The sequence below is a fragment of the Aeromonas sp. QDB11 genome (assembly GCF_027705265.1).
GTDB classification, from domain to species: Bacteria; Pseudomonadota; Gammaproteobacteria; order Enterobacterales; family Aeromonadaceae; genus Aeromonas; species Aeromonas allosaccharophila.
This window is the reverse complement of record NZ_JAPDBM010000012.1, coordinates 51901-76786: the sequence shown is the minus strand read 5'-3', so window position 1 is coordinate 76786 and position 24886 is coordinate 51901. Positions and strand designations below refer to the sequence as shown.

Sequence of the window (24886 nt, the reverse complement as noted above, 5' to 3'; positions counted from 1 at the left end):
GTCGCTTAGAAGTCGTGGTGATACTCCTGCTCATCGGCGTTGGCATCTGTGTTGGCATCGGGGAGATCACGGTAGAATTGGCCAATTTCGCTGGCAACCCAGAGTGAAAGCAGGGCCAGCAGGCTGAGCAGGGGAAGCAGAGCGTGGCTCTGTTGCAGGGCATAGGCCGCGATGGCGGCGCCGGTCAAAAGTAGGGTTCGGATCATGGGTGGCTCCTTGTCGTCATGGGGGGGTTGCGTGGCCACGGACAGAGCGCCTGGGGTCGGGAGTTGTTCCCGGGTGGCACGAAGCGCGCTGAGTATATCGCGTCATGCCGCTGCCGATCCGTGGTGTCATCACACTTTCCATAGTCATGGGTTTCGTATCGAGTTGAGCCCCGCTAGGTGCGGGGCCAGTAATGGTTTGACGGTCAGAAGAAACCGCCGTTGTTATCATCACTGTCGGCCCAGCCGCTACTCTGGCTATCGTCGTCGAGAAAATTGCTGCCAGCATCGGGAGGTGAATCCCAGCCGTCCCAGCGAACCGGTTCCGCATCGACCGGATTGGCGATGGGGGCAGGCTCTATGATGTCGATGATCTCCTCGGGCCGATTGTTGTGAAACAGTCCGCCGATCATATCGGCCAGCATCACGCCACCGGCCACACCGGCGGCGGTTTGCAGGGCGCCCCCTAAAAAGGAGCTGGTACGGGGTGCTAGCTGGGCAGGAGCGGATGCCGGTGGCGGCGTAAAGCGCGGGGGCGGGCTGCTTTCGCTACCAAACAGGCCGGAGAGAAAACTGCCACCATTTGGGGCGCTCTGGCTGGCTTCCAGCTCCTTGACCCGCTCGTTGAGGCGAGTAAGGGCAGCCTGCTGAATTAGCAGCGCCTGGGTCATGTAGTAGGGGGCATCGGGCTGCTGGGCCAGATGCTGGCGGATCAGCTGATCCGCTTGTTGGTCTTGCTTGCTATCCCTGGCTTGCGCTTGCTTGAGGCGGTCGAACAGTCCATCGATCAGACCCTGTTCCTGTGATTGCATCTCAAATCCTCGCTATGGTGCGCAGACAGTGCGTTTAGCCATCCTAAAACCCGCGGGGCATCAGTGGTATCTGATTAACTCATCAATGACCGAGGGGCTACCCGCGCTCGTCAGCGGGCGGGCCGGTAGTAGTCGAGATACCAGCGGACAAACTCGGCAACACCTTGCTTGAGGGGCGTGGCGGGGCGCAGGCCGGTGAGGGTGTGCAGCGGTTCGCTGTCGGCCCAGGTGGCGTGCATGTCGCCTGCCTGCATCGGCAGCATCCGCTTGATGGCGGGTTTGCCGATGGCCTCTTCCAGCGCCTCGATAAAATCGAGCAGCCGCACCGGCTGGCCGTTACCGATATTGAGGATGCGGTAGGGGGCTGCGCTCTCGGCCGCGCTCTGCTCGCTGGCGTGCCAATCGGGATTGGGGCGGGGCGGCTGATCGGCGACGGCTTGGATCCCCTCGACGATGTCGTCGATAAAGGTGAAGTCGCGGCTGAGATCGCCGTTGTTATAGACGTCGATGGGCTCACCCGCGAGGATGGCGCGGGTGAACTTGATGATGGCCATGTCGGGGCGGCCCCAGGGGCCGTAGACGGTAAAGAAGCGCAGCCCTGTAGTGGGCAGGCCATAGAGCGCCGAGTAGGCGTGGGCCATCAGCTCGCCGCTCTTCTTGGTGGCGGCGTAGAGGGAGACCGGGTGATCCACCTGCTGCGCAGTGGAGTAGGGCATCTGATCCCCCATGCCATAGACCGAGCTGGAGGAGGCGTAGATGAGGTGCTGAATCCCGTGGTGACGACACCCCTCCAGCACCGTCAGCATGCCGGTGAGATTGCTGTCGGCATAGGCGAACGGATTGTCGATGGAGTAACGCACCCCCGCCTGCGCCCCTAGATGGATCACCCGCTCGAAACGGTGGCTGGCAAACAGGGTCGCCATCGCTTCGCGATCTGCCAGATCCAGCCGCTCGAAGCGAAAATTGGGGAAACTGGCCAGTTGGGCCAGCCGTGCCTCTTTCAGACTCACCTCGTAGTAGTCGTTAAGGTTGTCGATCCCCACCACCTGATGACCTGCGGCGCACTGCTGGCTGGCCACGTGAAAGCCGATAAAACCGGCGACACCGGTGACTAGATAGATCATGGTTGGGTCTCCGGGTTGCAGCTGGTGTTGGCTGGCTGCGTTTTGGCGGGAAGATGTGGTCGCCCGATGGCGTAATAGTCAAACCCGAGCTCGCTGAGCTGGCGCGGATCATAGAGGTTGCGGCCATCGATGATGACGGGCTGGTTGAGCAGGGCCTTCAACTGCTGGAAATCGGGGGCGCGAAACGCCTGCCACTCGGTACAGATCAGCAGAGCATCGGCCCCTTCCAGTGCCGCTTCCTGAGTCGGGCAGAGCAGCAGATCCGGCCGCTGGCCGTAGATCTGGCGGGCACGCCCCATCGCGTTGGGATCAAAGGCCTGCACCCGGCCACCGGCAGCCCAGATGGCGGCCAGCAGCGGACGACTCGGTGCATCGCGCATGTCGTCGGTGCCGGGTTTGAACGCCAGTCCCCACAGGGCGAAGGTGTGGCCACGCAGATCCGGGCCGAAGCGGGTTAGCAGGGTTTGCGCCATCTTCTGTTGCTGGCGCTGGTTGACCTGCTCGACCGCCGCTAAAAGCGGGGCGTCGCAGCCGACACTCGCCGCGGTATGGCGCAAAGACTTGATATCCTTGGGGAAGCAGGAGCCGCCGTAGCCGCAGCCCGGGTAGATAAAGTGGTAACCGATGCGGGGATCGGCTCCCATCCCCTGACGCACCGCCTCGATATCGGCCCCCAGCTGCTCGGCGAGGGCTGCCATCTCGTTCATAAAGGAGATCTTGGTGGCCAGCATGGCGTTGGCGGCGTACTTGGTGAGCTCGGCGCTGCGCAGATCCATCACCACGATCCGGTCGTGATTGCGGTTGAAGGGGGCGTAGAGGGCGCGCAACTGCTCAAGTGCCCGCTCACTGTCACAGCCGATGATGATGCGATCCGGCCGCATGCAGTCGTTGACCGCCGCTCCCTCCTTGAGAAACTCGGGGTTGGCCGCCACCTCGCAGGCGAGGGTCAGCCCCCGTTCGGCCAACTGCAGCTCAATGTGTTCCCTTACTTGCTGCGCTGTACCGACCGGCACAGTGCTCTTGGTCACCACCAGCTTGGGGCGGCTCATCAGTCGGCCTATGGTGTCGGCCACTGCCAGCACATGTTGCAGATCGGTCGAGCCATCCTCGTCAGCCGGGGTGCCCACGGCGATCAGCAGCAGGTCGGCGTGTGCCACGCCAATGGCGGGATCGACCGTGAAGCTCAGGCGGCCGCTGGCCAGATGACTCTCGACCAGCGGGGCCAGCCCCGGCTCATAGAAGGGGATCTGCCCCAGCCTGAGGGCGACGATCCGCTCGCCATCCACATCCACGCAGCAGACCTGATGGCCCACCTCGGCCAGAACGGCGGCCTGCACCAGCCCGACATAGCCTGTGCCAAAAATGGTGACCTTCATGAAAAGTGCCTCGTGCTGTGAATGGGGGATAGCGCGCTTAAACCGCGGCATGCTGCATCTTGGTGCAGCAGGTGTCAATGCCAGATGACAGGCACCAGAATGGGGCGTTCAGTCTGACTGTTGTGATCCTTTTCACAAAAAATAGACTGGACCCCATAACGAAGCCCTGTGGACAGGGCTCGCAGCCCGCCCGCAACGGCAGGCGACAGACACTCTCTCTTTACTTCGCTTGGATACAGGTTATGGACAACACCTCGATTCGCACTGCTCATCCTATTTATGAGGATGTGCTGGCCCTGCTGACGGCGGCCGGCTTTGTTTCCCTCGGCATCTTTCTGTTTCATCAGGTTGGCCTGCTCACCGGCGGGACTGCCGGGCTGGCGCTGCTGCTGCAAAAGGTGACCGGCATCAGCTTCGGCCTGCTGTTTTTCGGCATCAACCTGCCCTTCTATGCGCTGGCATGGCTGCGGATGGGGCCACGTTTTACCTTCAACACCTTTGTCTCGGTGGCGGCGGTCTCCTACATGACCGATCACCTCAACGGGGTGTTGCAGATCGGCAAGATAGAGCCCCTCTATGCGGCGCTGATCGGCGGTACCTTGATTGGCATGGGGCTGCTCATCATGTTTCGTCACAAGTCGAGTCTGGGGGGCTTCAACATTCTGGCGCTCTTTATTCAGGATCGCTTTGGCATCCGGGCGGGCAAGCTGCAGATGGGGCTCGATTGCGCCATTGTTGTCGCCTCGTTTTTCGTGGTGCAGCCCTGGATCCTGGCGCTCTCCATCGTGGCGGCGGTTATCTGTAATCTGGTGTTGACACTCAACCACAAGCCCGGCCGTTACCAGATTGCCTGACAAGCTGCGGCAGTGGCTCGATATTGCAAGAGTGACCCGATAGCACGAGGCGGCCTGATGGCCGCCTCGTCTGTTTCTACCCTGATGTTTGTTCGCTGCGCCTAGCTCGCCTGCTCCAGCCTGCTGTCGCCGCTCGTAGCGTTGCCATTGATCGCGCTGCCACTGATGGCGTGATCATCAGCTGCGAGCGGAGTGTGGCAGGCCACCTGATGATGGGACTCATCACACGCCTCAAGCTTGGGCGCCTTGTTTTTGCACAGCTCGGTGGCATGGGGGCAGCGCTGGTGGAAGTGGCAGCCGCTGGGCGGCGAGATGGGGGAGGGCACATCGCCGGTCAGCAGGATGCGCTGGCTGCGCCTGCGTGGGTCCGGCACCGGAATGGCGGAGATCAGTGCCTGGGTATAGGGGTGACGTGGCGCCAGATAGAGCGACTGGGCATCCGCCAGTTCGACGATCCGTCCCAGATACATCACCGCAATCCGATCCGAGATGTGTTTGACCACCGACAGATCGTGGGCGATGAAAATGATGGAGAGGTTCATCTCCCGCTGCAGGCTGAGCAGCAGGTTGACGATCTGTGACTGCACCGAGACATCAAGGGCCGAGACCGCCTCGTCGCACACCAGCAGCTTGGGCTTGAGGGCGATGGCGCGGGCGATGCCGATCCGCTGGCGCTGACCGCCGGAAAACTCGTGGGGGTAGCGATCCACCGCACTGCCCGGCAGGCCCACTTTCGCCAGCAACTCCTGCACCCAGCCGCGCCGCTGCTCAGTGTTGCCTTTACCGTGGATGATAAAGGGCTCCTCTAAAATCTGGCCCACGGTGTGGCGGCTGTTGAGGGATTCTGCAGGATCCTGAAACACCATCTGCATCTCTTGGCGCAGGGAGCGCATCTCCTTCGGGCTGAGGGCGGTGATGTCGCGCCCCTCGAAGGTGATGGTGCCTGCGGTCGGCTCGAACAGCTTGAGCAGGCTGCGCCCGAGGGTTGACTTGCCGCAGCCCGACTCACCCACCAGCCCCAGCGTCTCCCCCTGTTTCAGGTCGAAGCTGATGCCATCCACCGCGTGAACCGTATATTGCTTGCGCAGGAAACCGCCTCCCAGCCGGAAGTGCTGTTTCAGATCCCTGACCGATAACAGAGTGCTCATACGGTCAACTCCTTCCAGTAGTGACAGGCGACATGGTGACGCGGATTGAGTTGCTCCACCGCCGGAATGGCGCTGATGCAGAGATCGGTCGCATGGGGGCAGCGGTTGGAGAAGCGGCAGCCAGCGGGCATCTCGTGCAGGGCTGGCACCTGTCCCTTGATGGTCTTGAGCAGGCTCTTGGGCTCATCCTCGAGGCGCGGGATCGAGCTCATCAAGCCGTGGGTATAGGGGTGACGGGGGGGGTCAAACAGCTCGAACACATCGGCCTGCTCCACCACACGGCCGGCGTACATCACCACCACTTCGTCGCACAGCTCAGCCACTACCCCCAGATCGTGGGTGATAAAGATGATGGCCATCCCGGTCTGGGCCTGCAGCTCTTTCATCAGTTCGAGGATCTGGGCCTGAATGGTGACATCCAGCGCCGTGGTGGGCTCGTCGCAGATAAGCAGGTCTGGCTCGCAGGAGAGCGCCATGGCGATCATCACCCGTTGGCGCATGCCGCCGGAGAGGTTGTGGGGATAGACCGCAAAGCGCTGGGCCGGTTCCGGGATACCCACCTTCTGCAGCATGGCGATGGCCGCGGCTTTGCGCTGGGCCTTGTCATACTCCGGGCGATGGAGGCGAAACACCTCCATCAGCTGTTCCCCCACCGTCTGCACCGGGTTGAGGGCCGTCATCGGCTCCTGAAAGATCATCGAGATGCGGTTGCCGCGCACCTTGTACATCTGATCCGGTGCAAGCGACAGCAGCTCCTCCCCCTGAAAGCGGATAGAACCGGCTACCACCTGACCGTGGGGCTTGGGCAGCAGCCCCATGATGGCGAGTGAAGTGACACTCTTGCCACAGCCAGACTCGCCGACGATCCCCAGCGTCTGGCCCGGTGCCACCTTGAAGCTGACCCCGTCGAGCACCTTGATCTTGCCGTCATCGACGGCGAACTCCACCTCAAGATCGCGTACTTCGAGGATTGAGGCCTGGTGCTGGCCGTTATCAACGGCGAACTCCCCCTCGTTATCCGGTACGTCAAGAATGGGGGCCTGAGTGTTGGGCATAACGGCTGCTCCCTTCGCAATGGCCTGAATATCAATGACGTGCATAGGTCTTGTCGAGCAGGTTGATGGGCGCCAGCGCCTCCCCTGCCTCCTTGGCGTTGCGGGTCTCTTCCTTCACCTTGGGATCGAGCCAGAGCAGACCGCCACTACTGTGAGGATAACCGTCCATCGGCCAGTAGAGCAGATCCGGTGTGTTCTTGGTGGCAGGCACTTCCGGCAGCATCACATAACGCCAGCTGCTGGCCCGCACATAGTTGAGCTGCACCCCGGGCACGAAGATGGCGAGGTCATAGATGCGCTGCTGGATCTGCCGGGAGAGCTTGGCCCGCTTGGCCATGTCGAATTCGACGTTGTAGGCGTCGATCAGCGCGTCGAGCTCCTTGTCCGCTACGTTGAACAGGTTGTTGGTCTGCGGCTTGTTGGCGTTGGCGGAGTGGAAAAACTCCCAATATTGCGGATAGAGACCGCCGCCGCCCCAACCGAGCCAGGCCGCCTCGTGTTTCTTCTCCAGCATCACCTTGAAGCCGGTGGCGCCATCCACCAGATTGAGCTCCAGATCCAGACCCGCCTTCTTGGCCTCCTCTTTCAGCACGGTCAGTCGCTTGGAGTGCTCCTGACTGGTGTAGGTGAGCGCCAGCGTCAGCCGCTCACCCTTCTCATTTTGCAGGATGCCGTCCGGCCCCGGCTTGTTGTAGCCGCCCTTGGCAAAGTACTCCCGCGCCTTGTCGATGTCATAAGCCCGCTCCGGCAGCGTGATGTCAGTGAACTCGCCAAAGCCCGAGTCGAAGGTGGTGGCTCTGTCATAGTCGCCGCGCAGCACGGTCTCAATCATCTTGTCGATGTTGAAGGCGTGCTGGATGCCGAGGCGCACGTTCACGTCCGCCAGCTTGGGGTTGGCCACATTGAGGTGCACCCCCTGACCGCCCTGTTTGGTATCGGTCATGGCCATTACCTTCTGCACGTAGCCTTTTTTGTACTCCGGGGTGACCGCTTTTTCATGCCACCAGTTGGGCAGGATCATCTCGAAGGTATCGATCTCCCCTTTCAGGAAGTGGCGGAAGGCGATGTTGTGGTCGCGGATCACCTGCACCTTGATGGTGTCTATGTTGAATCTGTGCTGGTTGTAGCGATCGTCTTTTGCCCACCAATCCTTCTGCTTGCTGAAGGTGACCGACTTGCCCTTCTTGACGTCGCTGATCACGTAGGGACCTGTGGTGGGCACCACGGCCCAGTTGTACTGCTTCACCCAGTTGGGGGTCAGCTTGTAGTAGTGTTTGGGCTGGGGCCACAGCTCGGTGGTGTTGAGCAGGTCCATCTTGGCCTTGCGGTTGCCCGCTTTGACCATAATGGTGTGATCATCGATCTTCTCTACCGCTACCACTTCAGTGGTGTAGTAGTTGTTGAACCAGGGCCCCTTGATGTGTTTGGAGCGCATCATCTCGTAGCCGAAGGTGTAGTCGTCAGCATTGACCGGCTTGCCATCCGACCATTTGGCTCGCGGATCCAGCTTGAAGTAGACGGTCTGGCTGTCTGGCGCTATGGCCCAGTGGGTCGCCAGCGAGGGGATGGGGTTGCCGGTATTGGGGTGGAAACTGATGAGTCGCAACTGGTTATCGAGAATAAAGGAGCGGAACGATCCGTTGGAATCTGGCCCCACGGTGCGGAACGTCAGCGGAAAGCTCTCCACAAACATATTGAGGCTGCCGCCCGGCTGCGCCTTGGGGGAGGCGAACACAGGATCCGTGTCATTGGTCTCCCATTTGAGATCCGCAGGCAGGCTGGCCGCCCAGACCCAGGATCCGTTTACCAGCACAAAGAGAGCACCTATCCATTTGATTTTATTTTTCATGTTTGACTTCCAGGTCTGGCCCCTGCACTGGGGGTCTTGATTGATAACGGGATTATCCCTTGCTCCCGGGACCGCCGATGGCGGCGGCCCGTCCTTCATTAATCACTGTTCGTTACCCGACGCCTGCCGATGCGCTGGCATCGGCTGGCTTATTGGTAACGGGTAAATTTGCGCGGATCGAACGCCTCGCGGATCGCCTCACCGATAAAGGAGACCATGATCAGCACCAGACTCACCGCGGCCACCACCGAGCTGACGATCCAGATGGCATCCAGATTGTTGATGCCCTGGGAGAGCAGCTCCCCCCAGCTCGGGGTCGGCGGTGCCAGCCCGAAGCCCAGATAGTCGAGTGCCGTCAGGGTGGAGATATTGCCCACCACGGCGAATGGCGCCAGGGTGACGATCATCATCAAGGTGTTGGGCAGGATGTGGTTGAAGATGATCCGCCCGGTGGTCGCCCCTTGTGCCCGCGCCGCCATCACATAGTCCCGCGCCCGCTCCTTGTAGGTGAGGGTGCGCATATACCAGGTGATCCCCATCCAGCCGAACAGCACGTTGATGGCGACAAACAGGCCGAAGTTGGGCTTGGCTAGCGACACCAGGATCATGATGACGTAGAGAAACGGCACCTGGGACCAGATCTCGATAAAGCGTTGCAGGATGAGGTCAAAGCGGCCGCCGAGAAAGCCCATCAGACAGCCGATGGTGACCCCGATGGCGTAACTGGCCGCCAGTGCGATAAAGGCAAAGCCGATGGCGATGCGAAAGCCGTAAACCAGCCGCGCCAGCACGTCGCGGCCGCTGGTGTCGGTGCCGAGGAAGTGGCGCTCCGCCAGGTTAGGGGCGTAGGGCGGGTAGGCATCCTCCTTGAAATCCTGCTCGTAGGGGTTCCAGGGTACCGGCGGCAGCAGTACCCAGTCTCCCTGGTCCTCTGCGGCAAATTTGGCCTTGAGCTGGCGGTAGTTGGTCTCGTACTCGTAATCGAGCCCGAACTGCTGACCGGGGATCACATCGCCATAGGTGGGGAAGTGCAGCTGGCCCTGATAGCTCACCATCAGCGCCCGGCTGTTGACCAGCAGCTCCGCCAGCAGGGAGAGCAGCACCAGCATGGTGAAGATGATAAAGGAGTAGTAGCCGCGCTTGATCGACTTGAAGCGCTTGAGTTTTTTCAAGGTAACCGGATTGAGCTTCATGGTCAGTCTCCAAACCGCACGCGGGGGTCAACAGGAGGTGCAACGCAGATATCGGAGACGATATGGCGTGATATCAGCATCGGCATCGGCATCGGCATGGCAATAGAGGTCTGGTTCATGGTCACTCTCCAAACCGCACGCGCGGATCAACGAGGGCCACGCAGATATCGGAGACAATATTGCCAATCAGCATCAGCATGGAGGTGATGGCCAGAATGCCCATGACGGTGGGGTAGTCTCGCTCGACGATCGCCTCGTAACCGAGCAGGCCGATGCCGTCGATGTTGAAGATGGTCTCGATGAGGAAGGAGCCGCCAAAGAAAACGGTGAGCACAGACCCCAGGTGGCTGGCGATGGGGATCAGGCTGTTGCGCATGGCGTGGTCGGTGACCGCCTTGCGAAACGGCAGTCCCTTGGCCACGGCGGTACGCACATAATCTGCCGACAGGTTCTCCATCAGGCTGTTCTTCATGGTCATGGTGAGGATGGCGAAATCACCGATGGCGTAGGCGATAAGCGGCAGCAGGGCGTGGGCAAAGACGGTGCGGATCTGATCCCAGCTGCTCTCCATGTACTCAAAGTCATCCCCCGGAAAACCGCCCATCGGCAGCCACTCCAGATGGAAGGCGAAGACGGTGATGAGGAAGATCCCCACCACGTAGGCGGGCAGGGCATAGGCCATGTAGATGAGCATGGAGCTTAACGAGTCGAAGCGGCTGTTGTGCCTGAGCGCCTTGGCCACCCCAAGCGGGATGGAGACCGCATAGCTCAGCAGAAAGGTCGCCAGCCCGAAGAAGGCGGTAACGGGCAGCCGATCCTTGATGAGATCCCACACCGGCTCGTAGTAGCGGGTCGATTCGCCAAGATCGAGTACCGCCAGCTTCTGCAGCCACTCCCAATAGGCGACCAGCATCGGCTTGTCGAGACCATAGAAGGCCTTGAGCTCCTCGATCTGTTCATCGGAGAGGGCCTGCGCCCCCTTGCTGCCGCTGGAGCGGCCAGATTCATTCTGGGAAACCTGGGCTTGCAGCAGCATGCGTTCAACCGGACCGCCCGGCACGAAACGGGTGATGGTGAAGACGAGCAGGGTGATACCGAGAAACGTCGGGATGATCAAAAGCATCCGGCGTAGGAAATACGACAGCATGGTGGAACCTCGTCCTTGTTGTTCTTTTTTGCGACCAGTCAAATCCGGTGACGGGCCTGTCCTTCCTGGCATTACGCGCTGGATTGGTTGCCAAACAGCAGACAATCCGCTTGGCCACTGTAAAAGCTCTGCAACAAAAATCAAGTACAAGGAAATGGAAAACTGGGACAAATGACCCGCTGAGACCAAAAGCACCGAAAAATGACGTTTTTTATCTGAAAAGTGAAAATCAAAACAAAACGCTACTGCTCAACATAATTTTAAAAAATATAAACAGCTGTTTATTTAAGATGCATCTTGCTTCAATGTGTTGATTTTTATTGTTTTTTATTGGTTCGAGAAACTGAGGGAAAACGATATCATCTCGGCGCCTTTATCTATCTCCACCACCTAAATGGTTTGGTTCAATGGCGATGAAATTAGTGTTTTATTCTTATTCAGGCCGATAAATTGAAATAAGATATAAACAGACAGCACGCTAACTAATAAGTTCATCAAATTTTAATTCAGCGCCATTTATGCAATTTAACAATGCTTTTACATTGTGCGGGTTGTTTTTGGCAGAATTATTCACTAATTATTCCGGTCAAAATTAATACACTCCGCTTATTCTACGTCCGACCTCGCCGCCCCCCAGCTCCATTGACGCCGCTAGTCAAAGATTGATAAGCCTTACACATCGCTCCAAAGAGGGCGGTATCAGGAAGCAAACAATAAACAACCAGGAAGGATATAAGCGATGCTTAGGAAGAGCAGAATCTCTGCTGCGATTGCGTTCGCCTTGGCGAGCCTTGCGGCGGCCCCATCCGTATCTGCCGAAGAAGGGCAGAACGTCGAAAAACTGCAGAAAATCAAAGTCACTGGCTCCCGTATCTCCCGTGTTGATGTTGAGGGGGCGACTCCGGTCGTCTCTGTCAGCAAGGCCCAAATTGAACAGTCTGGTCAGCAGACTGTGGCTGATTATCTGAAACAGGCCTCCTACAACTCCTTTGGTGGTTTCTCCCCATCCTCCGGTAGTTCCGCCCAATCACAAGCCACAGTAGGGCTGCGTGGTCTTGGTGAAGATCGCACGCTGGTGCTGCTTAATGGCAAGCGTATCGCCGGTTCTCCCTCCATGGGCGGCACTGCCATCAACCTCAACACCATCCCCATGGCGGCGGTTGAGCGGGTGGAAGTGAACCTGGATGGTGGCTCCGCCCTGTATGGCTCTGATGCCATCGGCGGCGTTATCAACGTGATCCTCAAAGAGGGTTTCGAAGGGCTGACTTTCCAGGGACGTATTGGTTCACCGACCGAAGAGGGTGGTGACGAGCAGAGTGGTTCCATCGTTAGCGGCATCTCGGGTGAGAAAGGCTCCCTGATGATGGTCTACGAGCACGATGTGAAAGACGAGATCTATTACAAGGATCGCGACTATCTGGCGAAAGAGGGGGCAACTGCTCCGAGTCTCTATGGCCGCAATATCAAGGGAGTGGATGCCACTACCGGCAAGACGGTTACCCGTACCCTGAATGGTGTTGACTGTGAAGGTACCGGCACCGGTTTCGTCACCAAGGGCACTGCTTGCCGCTTCGACTTTGCTCAAGTCGCTGCCAAGACTGCCTCTCGTACCCGCGACACCGTCTACCTCAACGGTCGCTACCATATCAACGACAATGTGGATTTCGTGCCACAGATGATAGGTTCTCGCGTCACCAGTTTTGGTCGTTTCGCACCAGCTGCCGGTGCCTTCACCGTGGATGGTTCCACCCCTGAAAGCGCAGCAGTTCTGTCTGCCAACAACTTCAGCACCGCCAAGGCTGCGACCGTTTACTACCGCTTTAACAACGTTGGTCCCCGTGACAACGATGTGACTGACTTGACCGGTACCCTGAACCTGGGTTTTGAAGGGGTGGTGCCGACCGAAGCAGTAGGCGATCTGGAATGGAATGCTGGTTACATGTATTCCAAAACAGATAACCAGAGCACCGGCAATGGTTATGTCTTGGCCCCCGCCGTGGAAACTCAGGTCAATACCGGCAAGTTTGTTAATGGCAGCTTCTCTGATGCGGCGACCAAGGATCTCTCCTATACCACCAGCCGCAATTCCAAGATGGACTTCTTCCAGTGGTACGGCGGTGTAGGTTGGGATATGGGCGAACTGCCCGCTGGCCCGGTCAGCTGGTATCTTGGGGCCGAGTATAACGATTGGGTTTACTCCGATACCTATGACAGCCAGTCCGAAGCGGGTAACGTACTGGGTTCATCCGGTAACTCCGGTGGTGGTGTGCGCGATGTGTTTGCCACCTATATCGAGAGTCTGATCCCCATCACCGAGCAGATCGAGCTGAACCTGGCGGGTCGTTATGACAAGTACAGCGACTTTGGCAGCGCCTTCTCGCCCAAAGCGAGTCTGCGTTATCAACCGCTCGACCAGCTGATGTTCCGTACCTCCTGGTCCCAGTCTTTCCGCGCGCCGGGTCTTAACGATCTCTATGCGGCGGATGCCCAGTCAGCGGACTTTGCCAAGGACTATGTCTACTGCCAGGCCAATGGCATTGCCAACTGTTCCGAAGCGCAGTACGAGACAACACGTCAATCCAACAAGAACCTGAAGGAAGAGACGGCTGACACCTTTACCATCGGTGCTGCTTACAACCCGCTGGACAACCTGAACCTGTCGCTCGATTACTACTACATCAAGATTGATGACGTGATCCAGCTGGCTAACACCCAGACCCAGTTCTATCAGGAGCTCAATACCGGCAGCAACCCGAACGTCATCCGTGATGCCAACGGCGATGTCGAGAAGGTCTATGCCGGCATGGTTAACCTGGGGCAGCTCAAGACCAGTGGTATCGACTTCAAGGCGGACTACAAGTACGACTTCAACTCCTTCACCCTGCGTTACGACTTTGGCAGCAGCTACATCCTGAAATATGAGGAAGGTCTGTTTGCTGGTGGCCCAATGGTCGACAAGAAGGGCTGGAATGGCAAACCCGACTTCCGCTTCAACTCCGGGATCGGTGCCAACTTCCCGCAGCTGTGGAATCTGGATACCTACCTGAGCACCAACTATATCGACTCCCAGAGTCAGGACTATGTGGATGACAAGGAAGAGGGGCATATCGCTTCCAACACCATCTGGAACCTGAACGTGGCGGTTGATACCAGCTGGAATGCCAAGATCCAGACCGGTGTGAAGAACATGTTCAACCGCGGGCCTTCCCTGTCCAACGATGGTTTCACTTACGATGAATACCTCTACGGCATCGACGGTCGCGTCTACTACATCGACTACACCCAGAAGTTCTAATCAACCCTGTTGATATACAACCTCAGCCGGCCCGGTCGGGCCGGCTGTGCCCAACGTCCAAGGAAGTTACGGAGATAGGGTAATCCTATGAAGACAAGGACCATTACAATGAAGAAAGCGCTCCTTGGCAGCCTGGTTTCGGCCGCCTTGTTGACCAGCTTCAATCTGAGTGCCGCCACTGCCGGTCAGGCCGTGGACGCTCAAGCCGCCACCAATAATGCATCCAAAGTTTCCCAGCAGAAGATCGACAGCTATGCCGAATCTGCCGAATCCGCATTGGCCCAGTACAAGGCCGCCCTGCGTCAGGTCGACAGTCTGCGCACCTACAACGAGCAGGTGAGCAAGATGGTCGAGTCCCAGAGTGCCGAGCTGGCGTCGATGCAAAAGCAGATCGCCCAGATCGACCAGACCAGCACCGAAGTGGTGCCCTTGATGCTCAAGATGATCGACTCCCTCGAGCAGTTTGTGTCACTGGATCTGCCGTTCCAGAAGGTCGAGCGCGAGGACCGCGTGGCGGCTCTGACCGACCTGATGAACCGGGCCGATGTCACCATCTCCGAGAAGTACCGCAAGATCCTGGAGGCCTACCAGATCGAGGAGGGCTTTAGCCGCACCATCGAGGCCTACAAGGCGAGCCTGGACAAGGATGGCAGCGAGAAGACCTACGAGTTCCTGCGGGTTGGCCGTATCGCACTGCTTTACCAGTCCCCGGATGGTCAGGAGACCGGCATGTGGAACAAGCAGACCCGCCAGTGGGAAGAGTTGCCCCAGGAGTATCGCAGTGCAGTGGAACAGGGCCTTCGCATCGCCAAGAAGCAGGCGCCTCCCGCGCTGATCAAGCTGCCGGTTCAAACTGCGGAGAAAGCATCATGAAAGGAATCAAACTTGCGATTGCCTCCCTGATTGCGGGAGCAACCCTGGTCACCCTGCCGGTGACCGCCGCCGAAAAACCGGTGGATCTCAATGCACTGCTGAACCAGGTCAAGGCCTCCAGCCTGAGCGAATCCCAACTCAACAAGGAGCGGGAAGCTCGCTTCCTGGCTGACAAGAACGAGCAGGGGGCGCTGCTGGCCAAGGCCAAAGCCGAGTTGGCTGCCGAAACCGCCAAGGGCGAGCAGCTCAAGGCGACCTTCGATGCCAACGACAAGCAGCTGACCGAACTGACTGAAACCCTGCGCCAGCGTTCCGGCAACATGGGCGAGATGTTCGGCGTACTGCGTCAGTTCGCCGGTGAGTTCAAGGGGATCTTCAATGCCTCCGCCCGTCGGGTCGAGCATCCGGAACAGACCGCGCTGCTGACCCGTCTGGCCGAGAGTAAAGAGCTCCCCTCCAGCGACGATCTGGAAGCGTTCTGGACCACCACCCTCAGCCGCATGGTGGACGGTGGCAAGGTGAGCCAGATCCCGGCGACCGTGGTCTACGGCGAAGGCAACCAGGCCGAGAAGACGGTCACCCAGATCGGTGAGTTCAACACTGTCTCCGAAGGCAAGTACCTCACCTTCGTGCCGGAGACCGGCAAGTTCGAGCAGCTTTCCCGTCAACCTGACAAGGGGGTGCTGGAACCGATCGCCGAGTTTGAACAGGGCGGTGACGGGGTTAAACCCATCTTTATCGACCCGTCTCGCGGCGTGATCCTCTCTCTGCTGGTGCAGTCACCGACTCTCAAGGAGCGGATCGATCAGGGTGGTGAAGTGGGTTACGTCATCATGGTGCTCGGTGTGCTCGGTACCCTGCTGGCCATCTTCTGCGGTATCCGGCTGTCGTTGATCGGCTCGTCCATGCGCAAGCAGCTGAAATCCGATCAGATCATCAAGGGCAACCCCATTGGTGACATGCTGGGGGCCTACCAGAGCCATCGCGGTGACAATATCGAGGATCTGGAGTCCAAGCTCGACGAGATCATCCTGCGCAACGTGCCCAAGTTCGAGAAGGGCATCAGCCTCATCAAGTTGATCGCCTCGGTCGCGCCGCTGCTGGGCCTGCTCGGTACCGTAGTGGGGATGATTGCCACCTTCCAGGCCATCACATTGTTCGGTACCGGCGATCCTAAGCTGATGGCGGGCGGTATCTCCGAGGCGCTGGTGACCACTATGCAGGGGCTGGTCGTCGCCGTGCCCATGTTGTTCCTCTACACCATAGTGCAGACCCAGAGCCGTCGTCTGATCCAGGTGCTGGAAGAGCAGAGCGCCGGTTTCGTCGCCCGTTATCAGGAACGTCTGCACGCCTCCAAAGCCGCAGCGTAAGGAGTCACCCATGTGGTTCTGGTTGATTGAAGAAGTCGAGTCGGTCCGCCGGTTTTTGGGATTGGGGGGCGATGTACTGGTCGCCCTGTTCTTCCTGACCCTGATGATGTGGGCCCTGTTGCTGGAGCGCTGGTTCTACTTCATGGCGGTCTACCCCAAGCAGGTGAAGCAGACCAAGGCGACCTGGCTGGCCCGCACCGATCATCTCTCCTGGTCTGCCAAGCAGATCCGGCGCGAGCTGGTCTCACGGGTTGCCATGGCGGTGGACAAGGGGATGCCGGTCATCAAGGTGCTGATCGCTCTCTGCCCGTTGATGGGGTTGCTCGGTACCGTGGTGGGGATGGTGCAGGTGTTTGACACCCTGGCCATCACCGGCACCGGTTCGCCGCGCGCCATGGCATCGGGGATCTCCAAGGCAACGGTACCGACCATGGCGGGCATGATCGCCGCCCTTTCCGGCCTGTTTTTTGTCAACCAGCTCGATCACAAGGCCAAACTGGCGGTGCAAAAGCTGGAAGACAACCTGAAACACGGTTGATGCAGGATGCATACCCCCGGCGAGGCATGGCCTGCCGGGGGCACAGAACAAGCAAGGAGTTTCTGCTATGAGAAAACGTTACAGCGACAGCGGTGCTGACGAGGCGGCTATCGATTTGACCCCCATGCTGGACATAGTGTTCATCATGCTGATCTTCTTCATCGTCACCACCTCCTTCGTCAAGGAGTCCGGTGTCGAGATCAACCGTCCCAGTGCCAGCACGGCCGAGACGGTGAAGAAGGGCAATATCATGGTCGCGGTGCGCGAAAACGGTCAGGTCTGGGTCGACAAGCGGGTGGTCGAGGTGGGGGCGGTACGCGCCAACATCGAGCGGCTGCGGGCCGAAAACCCGGAGAGCGCCGTGGTGATCCAGGCCGATAACGAATCCCGTTCCGGTCTGGTGGTGCAGGTCATGGATCAGATCCGCATGGCCGGTGTCCAGAACATCTCCATCGCGGCAGACAAGAGCAGCTGATGCCGGAGAGAGACCTATGAGATACCTGATATCGTTGGCGGTCTCCTGTGTGGTGGTGTTCTTTCTGTTTCTGGGAATGAACAAGCTGATCACACCGGATCACCGGGAGCTGGTGGAGAAGGAGGACGTCAGCATGACCGATTTCATCCGCCTCAAGCCCCAGGAGACCCTGCAAGAGAAACAGCGGGAGCTGCCCAAACCGCCGCCGCCCAAGCGTCCGCCGCCGCCTCCCGAGATGGAAGTGGCCAGCACGGATCGGCCGAAGATGGATAGTGCGCCGATGGACATGCCCAAGCTCGACATCCCGGTCAACATCGGTGGTGGCAATGCGCTCGGTGCCTACAGCACCGGCGGTGGTGGTGGCGGCGTCGGTGGCAACAACGGTGCCATTCCGCTGGCAACCTTCGAGCCCATGATGCCCCGCAAGGCGGCACTGGCGGGGCTGGCCTCCGGCAAGGTGCTGGTTGAGTTCACCGTCACCGAGCGCGGCACTGTCAGCAACGTGCGGATCGTCAAGGAAGAGCCGCGCAGCTATGACCTCGGCAAAGAGGCGCGCAAAACCATCGCCAAGTGGACGTTCAAACCGGCCATGGTGGATGGCAAGCCGCAGGCGAGCCGGATGCAGCAAGAAATCGAGTTTGCGGTCAACTAAGGAAGGTGGCGATGAACAAGTTACACAAGATGATCCTCGCCCCGGTCGCCATGGCGGTGCTGCTCAGCACCGCCAGTTGGGCTGCCGAGCAGCCGACCCTGTCGGATCGGGCCTATCGGGCGGTCAACAAGGCGCAGGAACTGATCACCGAGAAGAAATACGGCGAGGCCAATGCCAAGTTGCAAGATGCGCTCTCCGGTGCGGGCGAGCGGGTCTACGACAAGGGTGTCATATTGCAGACCCTCGGTTTCGTAGCTGCCCAGCAGGAGAAATACGGTCAGGCGACCAAGTACTTTGCCGATGCCATCGCGACAGGCGGCCTGCCGCCACCGGTGGCCCAGCAGGTGCGCTACAACCTGGCCCAGCTCTACATGGCAGAGGGTAATTACCAAGGGTCGATCAAGACCATGAAGGAGTGGTTTGCCAATCAGGGCAAGGATGACAAGCCCAACTCCCATGCCTATATCACCCTTGCCAACGCCCACGTGCAGCTAAAGCAGTACCGTGACGCGATCCCGGCGGTGGATCAGGCGATCAAGCTGTCGGCAGGTAAAGCGCCGGAGTCCTGGTATCTGCTGAAGATGGGCGCTCACTACGAGCTGAAACAGTACAAACCGGCGACCGAGGTGCTGACCTCTCTGGTCAACATGTTCCCGGAGAAGAAGAAGTACTGGACCCAGCTCTCGGCCATGCATATGCAGGCGGGCAACGATGGCAAGGCACTGGCGGCGCTGGAGTCGGCCTACAACCTCGGCATGCTGACCGAGGCAGCCGAGCTGCAGCGGCTGGCTAACTACCTCGCCTTCAGCGGCATTCCCCATCGCGCCGCACGGGTGAGATGGAGAAGGGGATGAAGGACGGGGTGATTGAGCCGAGTGCCAGCAACTACAAGACCCTGGCCAACTACTGGCATCAGGCCAAGGAGCTGGATCCGGCCATCGACACCCTGGCCAAGTCCTATCAGCTGGCCCCGAGCGCCGAATTGCAGCTGAAAATGGCGCGCATGATGATCCAGAGCAAACGCTATCAGGATCTGGTGGCGCTGGCCGCCAAACCGGCGGCCAATGCCAATGGTGAGCAGCGTGCGGATCTCAAGTTCCTGACCGGCGTCGCCTATTTTGAGCAACAAAAGCCGAAGGAGGCGCTCAACGCCTTCACCCAGGCGGCTCAGAATGGCAACGTCAGCGGTCGGGCATCCCCCTGGATCAGCTTCCTCAAAGAGCAGAATGGCACCGGAGAGGCAGCCGTCCAGTAATTCCAATGACAACTACCTGTAGTCCCTTTTATGGTTGCCTGGTGGCTCCATTAACCGCTCTTCGGAGCGGTTTTTTTATGGTGGCTGCCAGCACCGGCGGGTGGCCGACGCACGGTTTTATCCCTCTTCATGCCAATAAAGAGCCTCCGTCGACATTGGTCTATCTCTCCCGATGTGACAAACGTTTTAGCTAGGGCTGCAACCGTGACACAAGGTGGCGCTGCGCTGTGGTTGACGGGGGCTTGGGTGGCTCGCTGACCGGCGGGCAGTGCCATTCATCTTTCACTCAGCTGCGACTTGCCAGTGTGGCTTTTGCCCTGTTGATAAGCGTCACACCGAAAACGGCTACTTTTAACAAGAAAAGCAACATATGGAAGTTGAAATTTTGGCCGACTCAGGAAAGAATGCGCGCTCGGTTATTGGCGCCGTGGTGCAGGTTGACCCGCCACCGGCAGACCGAGGATAAGACGGCCTCCGGCCCATTTGGTACAGGAAACCACACAGGAATTTTATGAATCCCCTTCGCACTGCCGCTTCGGCCCTTTTATGCACATTTGCGCTGGTCAGCCAGCAGGTTGCCGCCGTCGAGTACCGTCTGCCTGCGGCCAACAGCCGCCTGATCGGTGAAAACCAGCAATACGTGGTGCCTGCGGACAACCGTCCGCTGGAGCAGATCGCTGCTGACTTCCAGCTGGGTCTGACCAACATCATGGAAGCCAACCCGGGCGTTGATCCCTATCTGCCGAAGGCGGGTAGCACCCTGATCATCCCCCACCAGCTGATCCTGCCCAACGCACCCCGCGAAGGGATCGTCATCAACGTCGCCGAGATGCGTCTCTACTACTATCCGAAAGGGAAAAATGTGGTGGAAGTGCTGCCCATCGGCATCGGCCAGCTGGGGGTAAACACCCCGGAGAACTGGATCACCAAGGTAGAGCGCAAGCGCGCCAACCCGACCTGGACCCCGACCGAGAACATCCGTCGCCGCTATGCCGCTCAGGGCAAGACCCTGCCAGCAGTATGGCCAGCTGGCCCGGATAACCCCATGGGTCTGCACGCCCTCTACATCGGCAACCTTTACGCAATCCACGGCACCAACGCCACCTTCGGCATTGGCCTGCGGGTGAGCAGCGGTTGCGTCCGTCTGCGTGCCGACGACATCAAGTATCTGTTCGACAACGTGCCGGTCGGTACTCGTGTCCAGTTCGTCAACCAGCCGGTCAAGACTTCGGTCGAGCCGGATGGCGGTCGCTACATGGAAGTGCATGAGCCGCTGTCGCGCAACGAGGAGGAGTTCAACTCCACTGCCTCTGTGCCGCTCCCGATGACCCAGGCTACTACCCGCTTTATCGCCCATGTCGAGTCTGACTCCAACGTGGTCAAGCAGGTGCTGGAACAGCGTACCGGTATGCCGACCCGCCTCAATCCCTGATTGAGCTAGTTGGCAGTGCCGAGTGCACTGGCAGGATAAAGAAAACGGCGACCATCTGGTCGCCGTTTTTCTTGGCTCGATTCAGCCCTTTATCAGGACTGCGTTACTGCACACAGACTGGGCAGAAGGCGTAAGTGCCTTGCGGGTCGTTGAAGCGGGTCAGCGGATCCAGGCTGCGATTCATCTCCAGCAGAGCCTTGCCAAGCCCGGCAGGCAGCCAGCTTTGCAACTGCGGAGCCAGCACCCGGGCGCTGCTGTCGAACAGCTGACGCAGGAACCTGTCTCTGGTGGACTCCTCCTGCTCGATGGGGGTCACCTGCCACTCTTTCAGATTGGCCAGTTCGGCTGCCGTCTTGATGGCGTCATCCAGATTGCCGAACTCGTCCACCAGACCGAGGTTCTTGGCATCTTCACCGGTCCAGACCCGACCTTCGGCCGCTTTCTCGGCCTCTTGCGGGCTCAGGCCGCGGCCCTTGCCGACCAGACCGATGAAGCGCTGGTAGGTATCTTCCACGCTCAGCTGGATCGCCTGACCGACGTGATCCGGCAGGGCGCGGGTCGGGCCGACGCCGACGTAATCGGTGGTGCCGACCCCGTCGGTGTGCACCCCGAACTGGGCCAATGCCTTGTCGATGGTGGCGAACATGCCGAACACCCCGATGGAGCCGGTGAGGGTGGTGGGGGAGGCGAAAATCTTGTCCGCATCGGCGGAGATCCAGTAGCCACCGGAAGCGGCATAGCTGCCCATGGAGACCACCACCGGTTTGCCTGCCTGTTTCAGGGCCAGCAGCTCGGCGCGGATCTGCTCGGCGGCGAAGGCGCTGCCGCCCGGGCTGTCGACTCGCAGTACCACGGCTTTAACCTTGTCATCGCGGCGGGCATCGGCCAGCAGATCGGAGAGGGTATCGCCACCGATGGTGCCGGCAGGCTGCACGCCATCCATGATGGCGCCGCTGGCAACCACCAGACCTACCTCATCCTTGCCACTCTGGGGATACTGTTCGGGCGCGGCAGCCAGGTACTCTTTCAGGCCGACCCCTTTCCAGCCGTGATCGTCTGCTTCACCGACCTCTTTGATGACCGCTTGGGTCATCTCGTCGCGGGTGGCCAGCTGATCTACCAGGCCGTTGTCGAGGGCGTAGTTGGCGGCATTGCCACCGGCTTTGCGCAGCAGCTCAAGGAAGCGTTCCTTGCCCGGCGCGACGGCATCGGGTTCGATCTCCCGCTGTTCGGCCACATCGGCCACATAGGATTGCCATAGCTGATCCAGCCAGCGCTGGTTCGCCTCCTTGCTCTCGGGGGACATCTCGTCACGGGTATAGGGCTCGACGAAGGATTTGTAAGTGCCGACCTTGAACACGTGCGGGGTGATGTTGAGCTTTTCCAGCGCCGACTTGAAGTAGGTCTGGTAGACGCCGAGCCCCTCGATCACCACGGCGCCGCTCTGGTTGAGCAGCACGTGATCGGCGTGGGCCGCCAGCAGGTAGGGACCCTGCGCGTAGAAGTCCGCCATGGCGATCACCGGTTTGCCGCTCTCCTTAAACTGGTCGATGGCGTTCGCCACCTCCTGCAGTTTGGACAAGCTGGCGCCCTGCAATCCTTGTGGCTTGATCACCAGCGCCTTGATGCGCTCGTCATCCTTGGCGCTCTTGATGGCCCACAGCAGGTCGGAGAGGACGATCTCGCTCGGCTGCTCGTCGCTGCTGTCCATCTGGCGCAGCAGCTGTACGGTGGGATCGGTCTGGGAGCGTTGCTCCACCAGCACGCCGTTGAGATTGAGGGTCAGCGCCCCTTCGATGGGGGCCTGAGGTGCCTCTTTTTGGCTGACGCTGAAGACGATGACCAGCACTACGATGAGAAACAGCAGATTGACCAGCATCAGCCGGGTGAAATTGAGCAGGCGCCACAGGCTGCGGAACAACCAACCCAGACCTTTGAAAATAGACATAGTCGCGTTATCGCCCTGTTAATGGGTAGAGAAGGGTCATTATTAACCAGTTGCGGGCGAAATTGCCATTTCCGACTGGCGGATCCCGGCTATCTTCGTTCAGGGCACGGCTGTTCGCTGAAAAATTGTCCAAACATTTGTTTGAAAAAGGATTTTCGATTCTTTACTCTAGCTTCAGTTTGATAACAAAAAATTAACTGGAGGCCTCGTGAGTCTTTACCCTACTTTGCTGACCCCCCTTGACCTCGGTTTTACCCAGCTGCGCAACCGGGTGTTGATGGGCTCCATGCACACCGGCCTCGAAGAGGAGAAGGGCGGTTTTGACAAGCTGGCCGCCTTTTATGCCGAGCGGGCCCGCGGTGGCGTCGGCCTGATCGTCACCGGCGGCATTGCCCCCAACCTGCGCGGGCGGCTGGTGCCTCACGGTTCGCAGCTGAGCTTCCCCTGGCAGGTGAGCAAGCACAAGAAGGTGACCAGCGCCGTGCATCAGGAGGGGGGCAAGATAGCGCTGCAGATCCTCCATGCCGGTCGTTATGCCTACCATCCGTTCAGCTTGGCACCGAGCGCCCTCAAGGCTCCGATCTCCCCGTTCAAGCCGCGCGCCATGAGTGAGCGGCAGATCCGCGGCACCATTCGTGACTTCGCTTCAACCGCTGCGTTGGCCAAGGCGGCCGGTTATGACGGCGTCGAGGTGATGGGCTCGGAAGGCTATCTCATCAACCAGTTCATCTGTGAGCGTACCAACAAGCGCACCGATGGCTGGGGCGGTAGCAACGAAAACCGCATGCGCTTCCCGGTGGAGATAGTGCGTGCCATCCGCGAGCGGGTCGGCACCGACTTCATCATCATCTTCCGCCTCTCCATGCTGGATCTGGTGGAGCAGGGCTCGACGCTGGAAGAGGTGATTGCGCTCGGCAAAGCGCTGGAAGCGGTGGGGGTGACCCTCATCAACACCGGCATCGGTTGGCACGAAGCGCGCATTCCCACCATCGCCACCAGTGTGCCGCGCGGCGCCTTCAGCTGGGTGACCGCCGAGCTGAAAAAACATCTCACCGTGCCGCTTATCACCACCAACCGGATCAACACCCCGGAGGTGGCCGAGCGGATTCTGGCGGGTGGCGAGGCGGATATGGTCTCCATGGCGCGCCCCTTCCTGGCTGATCCCGAATTTGTCATCAAGGCGGCCGAGAATCGGGCGGACGAGATCAACACCTGCATCGCCTGCAACCAGGCTTGCCTCGACCATGTGTTCAAGCAGACGCGGGCCTCCTGTCTGGTCAATCCCCGCGCCTGTTTCGAGACCGAGCTGACGTTCGGCCGCGTGCCCCAGCCCAAGAAGCTGGCGGTTGTGGGGGCAGGCCCGGCCGGGCTGGCGTTTGCCTGCTACGCTGCCGAGCGCGGTCATCAGGTGAGCCTGTTCGATCAGGCCAGCGAAATCGGCGGCCAGTTCAACTTTGCCAAGCAGATCCCCGGCAAGGAGGAGTTTCACGAGACTCTGCGCTATTTCGCCAAACGGCTGGAGAAGTGCGGTGTCGAGCTCTATCTGGGCCAGCGTCAGAGTGCCGAGAGCCTGCTCGGCGGTGGTTTTGACGAGGTGATCCTCGCCACCGGCATCCGTCCGCGCACCCCCAATATTCCGGGGATCGAGCATCCCAAGGTATTGAACTACCTCGATGTATTGCGGGATCACAAGCCGGTCGGCGAGAAGGTGGCGGTGATTGGCGCTGGCGGCATCGGCTTCGATGTGGCCGAATTCCTTGTGGAGAAAAGGATTGAGACAGATGCCGGGAGCCACCGTGATCACTGGCTCAAGGAGTGGGGCATCGACAAGCAACTCGGCGAGCGCGGCGGCCTCACGACTCCTGAAATCGACGCCCCCGAGCGCCAGATCTGGCTGCTCCAGCGCAAGGAGAGCAAGGTGGGTGACGGCCTTGGCAAGACCACCGGCTGGATCCACCGTACCGTGCTCAAGAACCGCAAGGTGCAGATGCTCTCCGGGGTGCAATATCTGGGGATCGATGACGAGGGCTTGCACATTCAGGTGGGCGAGACCAAACAGTGTCTGCCGGTGGATCAGGTGATCATCTGCGCCGGGCAGGAGCCCCTCAAGGAGCTGCAGGCCGGGTTGCAGGCGGCAGGCAAGCCGGTGCACATCATCGGCGGTGCCGACGTGGCCGCCGAGCTGGATGCCAAGCGGGCCATCCGGCAAGGGGCCGAGCTGGCTGCGGTCATCTAGCCAGCTGTGCCATCCTGCCCTTTATAGTGCGATAAACCCCTGAGCCTCAGG

Annotated in this window: 19 protein-coding genes and 1 pseudogene; 10 read left to right on the top strand and 10 right to left on the bottom strand. The window is 59.6% G+C overall.

Features of this window, described 5'->3' with window-relative positions; translation table 11 throughout:
- Positions 1-5 precede the first annotated feature (5 nt).
- The 4 genes from OKC40_RS06165 to OKC40_RS06150 all read right to left on the bottom strand — a co-directional run bounded on the left by OKC40_RS06165 (position 6) and on the right by OKC40_RS06150 (position 3515).
- Complete coding sequence (locus tag OKC40_RS06165) at positions 6-206, bottom strand: hypothetical protein (protein ID WP_270794482.1); 201 nt, start codon at positions 204-206, stop codon at positions 6-8.
- A gap of 203 nt (positions 207-409) precedes the next feature.
- Positions 410-1015, bottom strand: a complete 606-nt coding sequence (locus tag OKC40_RS06160; protein WP_270794481.1) for a DUF2076 domain-containing protein — start codon at positions 1013-1015, stop codon at positions 410-412.
- Between the two features lie 110 nt (positions 1016-1125).
- Complete coding sequence (locus OKC40_RS06155) at positions 1126-2139, bottom strand: NAD-dependent epimerase (RefSeq protein ID WP_270794480.1); 1014 nt, start codon at positions 2137-2139, stop codon at positions 1126-1128.
- Positions 2136-3515: a UDP-glucose dehydrogenase family protein gene (locus tag OKC40_RS06150; RefSeq protein ID WP_270794479.1), complete on the bottom strand. Its 1380-nt coding sequence runs from the start codon at positions 3513-3515 to the stop codon at positions 2136-2138. The genes OKC40_RS06155 and OKC40_RS06150 overlap by 4 nt, the downstream gene beginning before the upstream one ends.
- Positions 3516-3757: 242 nt before the next feature.
- Between OKC40_RS06150 and OKC40_RS06145 the strand changes: the two genes are divergently transcribed.
- A complete protein-coding gene (locus tag OKC40_RS06145; protein WP_005349421.1) occupies positions 3758-4369 on the top strand; it encodes a YitT family protein in 612 nt (203 codons plus the stop codon).
- Positions 4370-4470: 101 nt separating this feature from the next.
- Here the strand turns inward: OKC40_RS06145 and OKC40_RS06140 are convergent, their stop codons facing one another.
- The 5 genes from OKC40_RS06140 to OKC40_RS06120 form a co-directional block, all read right to left on the bottom strand.
- On the bottom strand, positions 4471-5517 hold the full coding sequence (locus tag OKC40_RS06140) for an ABC transporter ATP-binding protein (protein ID WP_270794478.1): 1047 nt from the start codon (positions 5515-5517) through the stop codon (positions 4471-4473).
- The gene (locus OKC40_RS06135) at positions 5514-6572 is read right to left on the bottom strand and encodes an ABC transporter ATP-binding protein (protein WP_270794477.1); all 1059 of its coding nucleotides are present in this window, start codon (positions 6570-6572) and stop codon (positions 5514-5516) included. The genes OKC40_RS06140 and OKC40_RS06135 overlap by 4 nt, the downstream gene beginning before the upstream one ends.
- Positions 6573-6603: 31 nt before the next feature.
- Positions 6604-8421 carry an extracellular solute-binding protein gene (locus OKC40_RS06130; RefSeq protein WP_270794476.1) on the bottom strand — a complete coding sequence of 606 codons (1818 nt, stop codon included), beginning with the start codon at positions 8419-8421 and terminating at the stop codon, positions 6604-6606.
- A 149-nt stretch (positions 8422-8570) separates the two neighbouring features.
- Positions 8571-9614, bottom strand: a complete 1044-nt coding sequence (locus tag OKC40_RS06125) for an ABC transporter permease (protein WP_270794474.1) — start codon at positions 9612-9614, stop codon at positions 8571-8573.
- A 121-nt stretch (positions 9615-9735) separates the two neighbouring features.
- A complete protein-coding gene (locus OKC40_RS06120; protein WP_005338940.1) occupies positions 9736-10761 on the bottom strand; it encodes an ABC transporter permease subunit in 1026 nt (341 codons plus the stop codon).
- A 739-nt stretch (positions 10762-11500) separates the two neighbouring features.
- Here OKC40_RS06120 and OKC40_RS06115 point away from each other — a divergent pair.
- The 8 genes and pseudogenes from OKC40_RS06115 (at position 11501) to OKC40_RS06080 (ending at position 20651) form a co-directional block, all read left to right on the top strand.
- Positions 11501-14056, top strand: a complete 2556-nt coding sequence (locus tag OKC40_RS06115) for a TonB-dependent receptor (RefSeq protein ID WP_270794473.1) — start codon at positions 11501-11503, stop codon at positions 14054-14056.
- A 108-nt stretch (positions 14057-14164) separates the two neighbouring features.
- A complete protein-coding gene (locus OKC40_RS06110) occupies positions 14165-14929 on the top strand; it encodes a DUF3450 domain-containing protein (protein ID WP_270794472.1) in 765 nt (254 codons plus the stop codon).
- A complete protein-coding gene (locus OKC40_RS06105) occupies positions 14926-16299 on the top strand; it encodes a MotA/TolQ/ExbB proton channel family protein (protein ID WP_270794471.1) in 1374 nt (457 codons plus the stop codon). Before OKC40_RS06110 ends, OKC40_RS06105 begins: the two co-directional genes overlap by 4 nt.
- A 10-nt stretch (positions 16300-16309) precedes the next feature.
- On the top strand, positions 16310-16837 hold the full coding sequence (locus OKC40_RS06100) for a MotA/TolQ/ExbB proton channel family protein (RefSeq protein WP_005338936.1): 528 nt from the start codon (positions 16310-16312) through the stop codon (positions 16835-16837).
- 67 nt (positions 16838-16904) lie between these two features.
- On the top strand, positions 16905-17312 hold the full coding sequence (locus tag OKC40_RS06095; protein WP_005338933.1) for an ExbD/TolR family protein: 408 nt from the start codon (positions 16905-16907) through the stop codon (positions 17310-17312).
- 16 nt (positions 17313-17328) lie between these two features.
- Positions 17329-17964, top strand: coding sequence for an energy transducer TonB (locus tag OKC40_RS06090; RefSeq protein WP_201992284.1), 636 nt, complete (start codon positions 17329-17331; stop codon positions 17962-17964).
- 11 nt (positions 17965-17975) lie between these two features.
- A pseudogene (locus OKC40_RS06085) lies at positions 17976-19219 on the top strand (tetratricopeptide repeat protein).
- A 511-nt stretch (positions 19220-19730) separates the two neighbouring features.
- Positions 19731-20651 (top strand): L,D-transpeptidase family protein, encoded by a 921-nt coding sequence (locus OKC40_RS06080; protein ID WP_270794470.1) that lies wholly within the window; start codon positions 19731-19733, stop codon positions 20649-20651.
- 103 nt (positions 20652-20754) lie between these two features.
- Here the strand turns inward: OKC40_RS06080 and sppA are convergent, their stop codons facing one another.
- A complete protein-coding gene (gene sppA / locus OKC40_RS06075; RefSeq protein WP_270794469.1) occupies positions 20755-22599 on the bottom strand; it encodes a signal peptide peptidase SppA in 1845 nt (614 codons plus the stop codon).
- 208 nt (positions 22600-22807) lie between these two features.
- Here sppA and OKC40_RS06070 point away from each other — a divergent pair, with 208 nt between their 5' ends.
- Entirely contained in the window at positions 22808-24835 is a 2028-nt protein-coding gene (locus tag OKC40_RS06070; protein WP_270794468.1) for an NADPH-dependent 2,4-dienoyl-CoA reductase, read from the top strand.
- Positions 24836-24886: the final 51 nt, after the last annotated feature.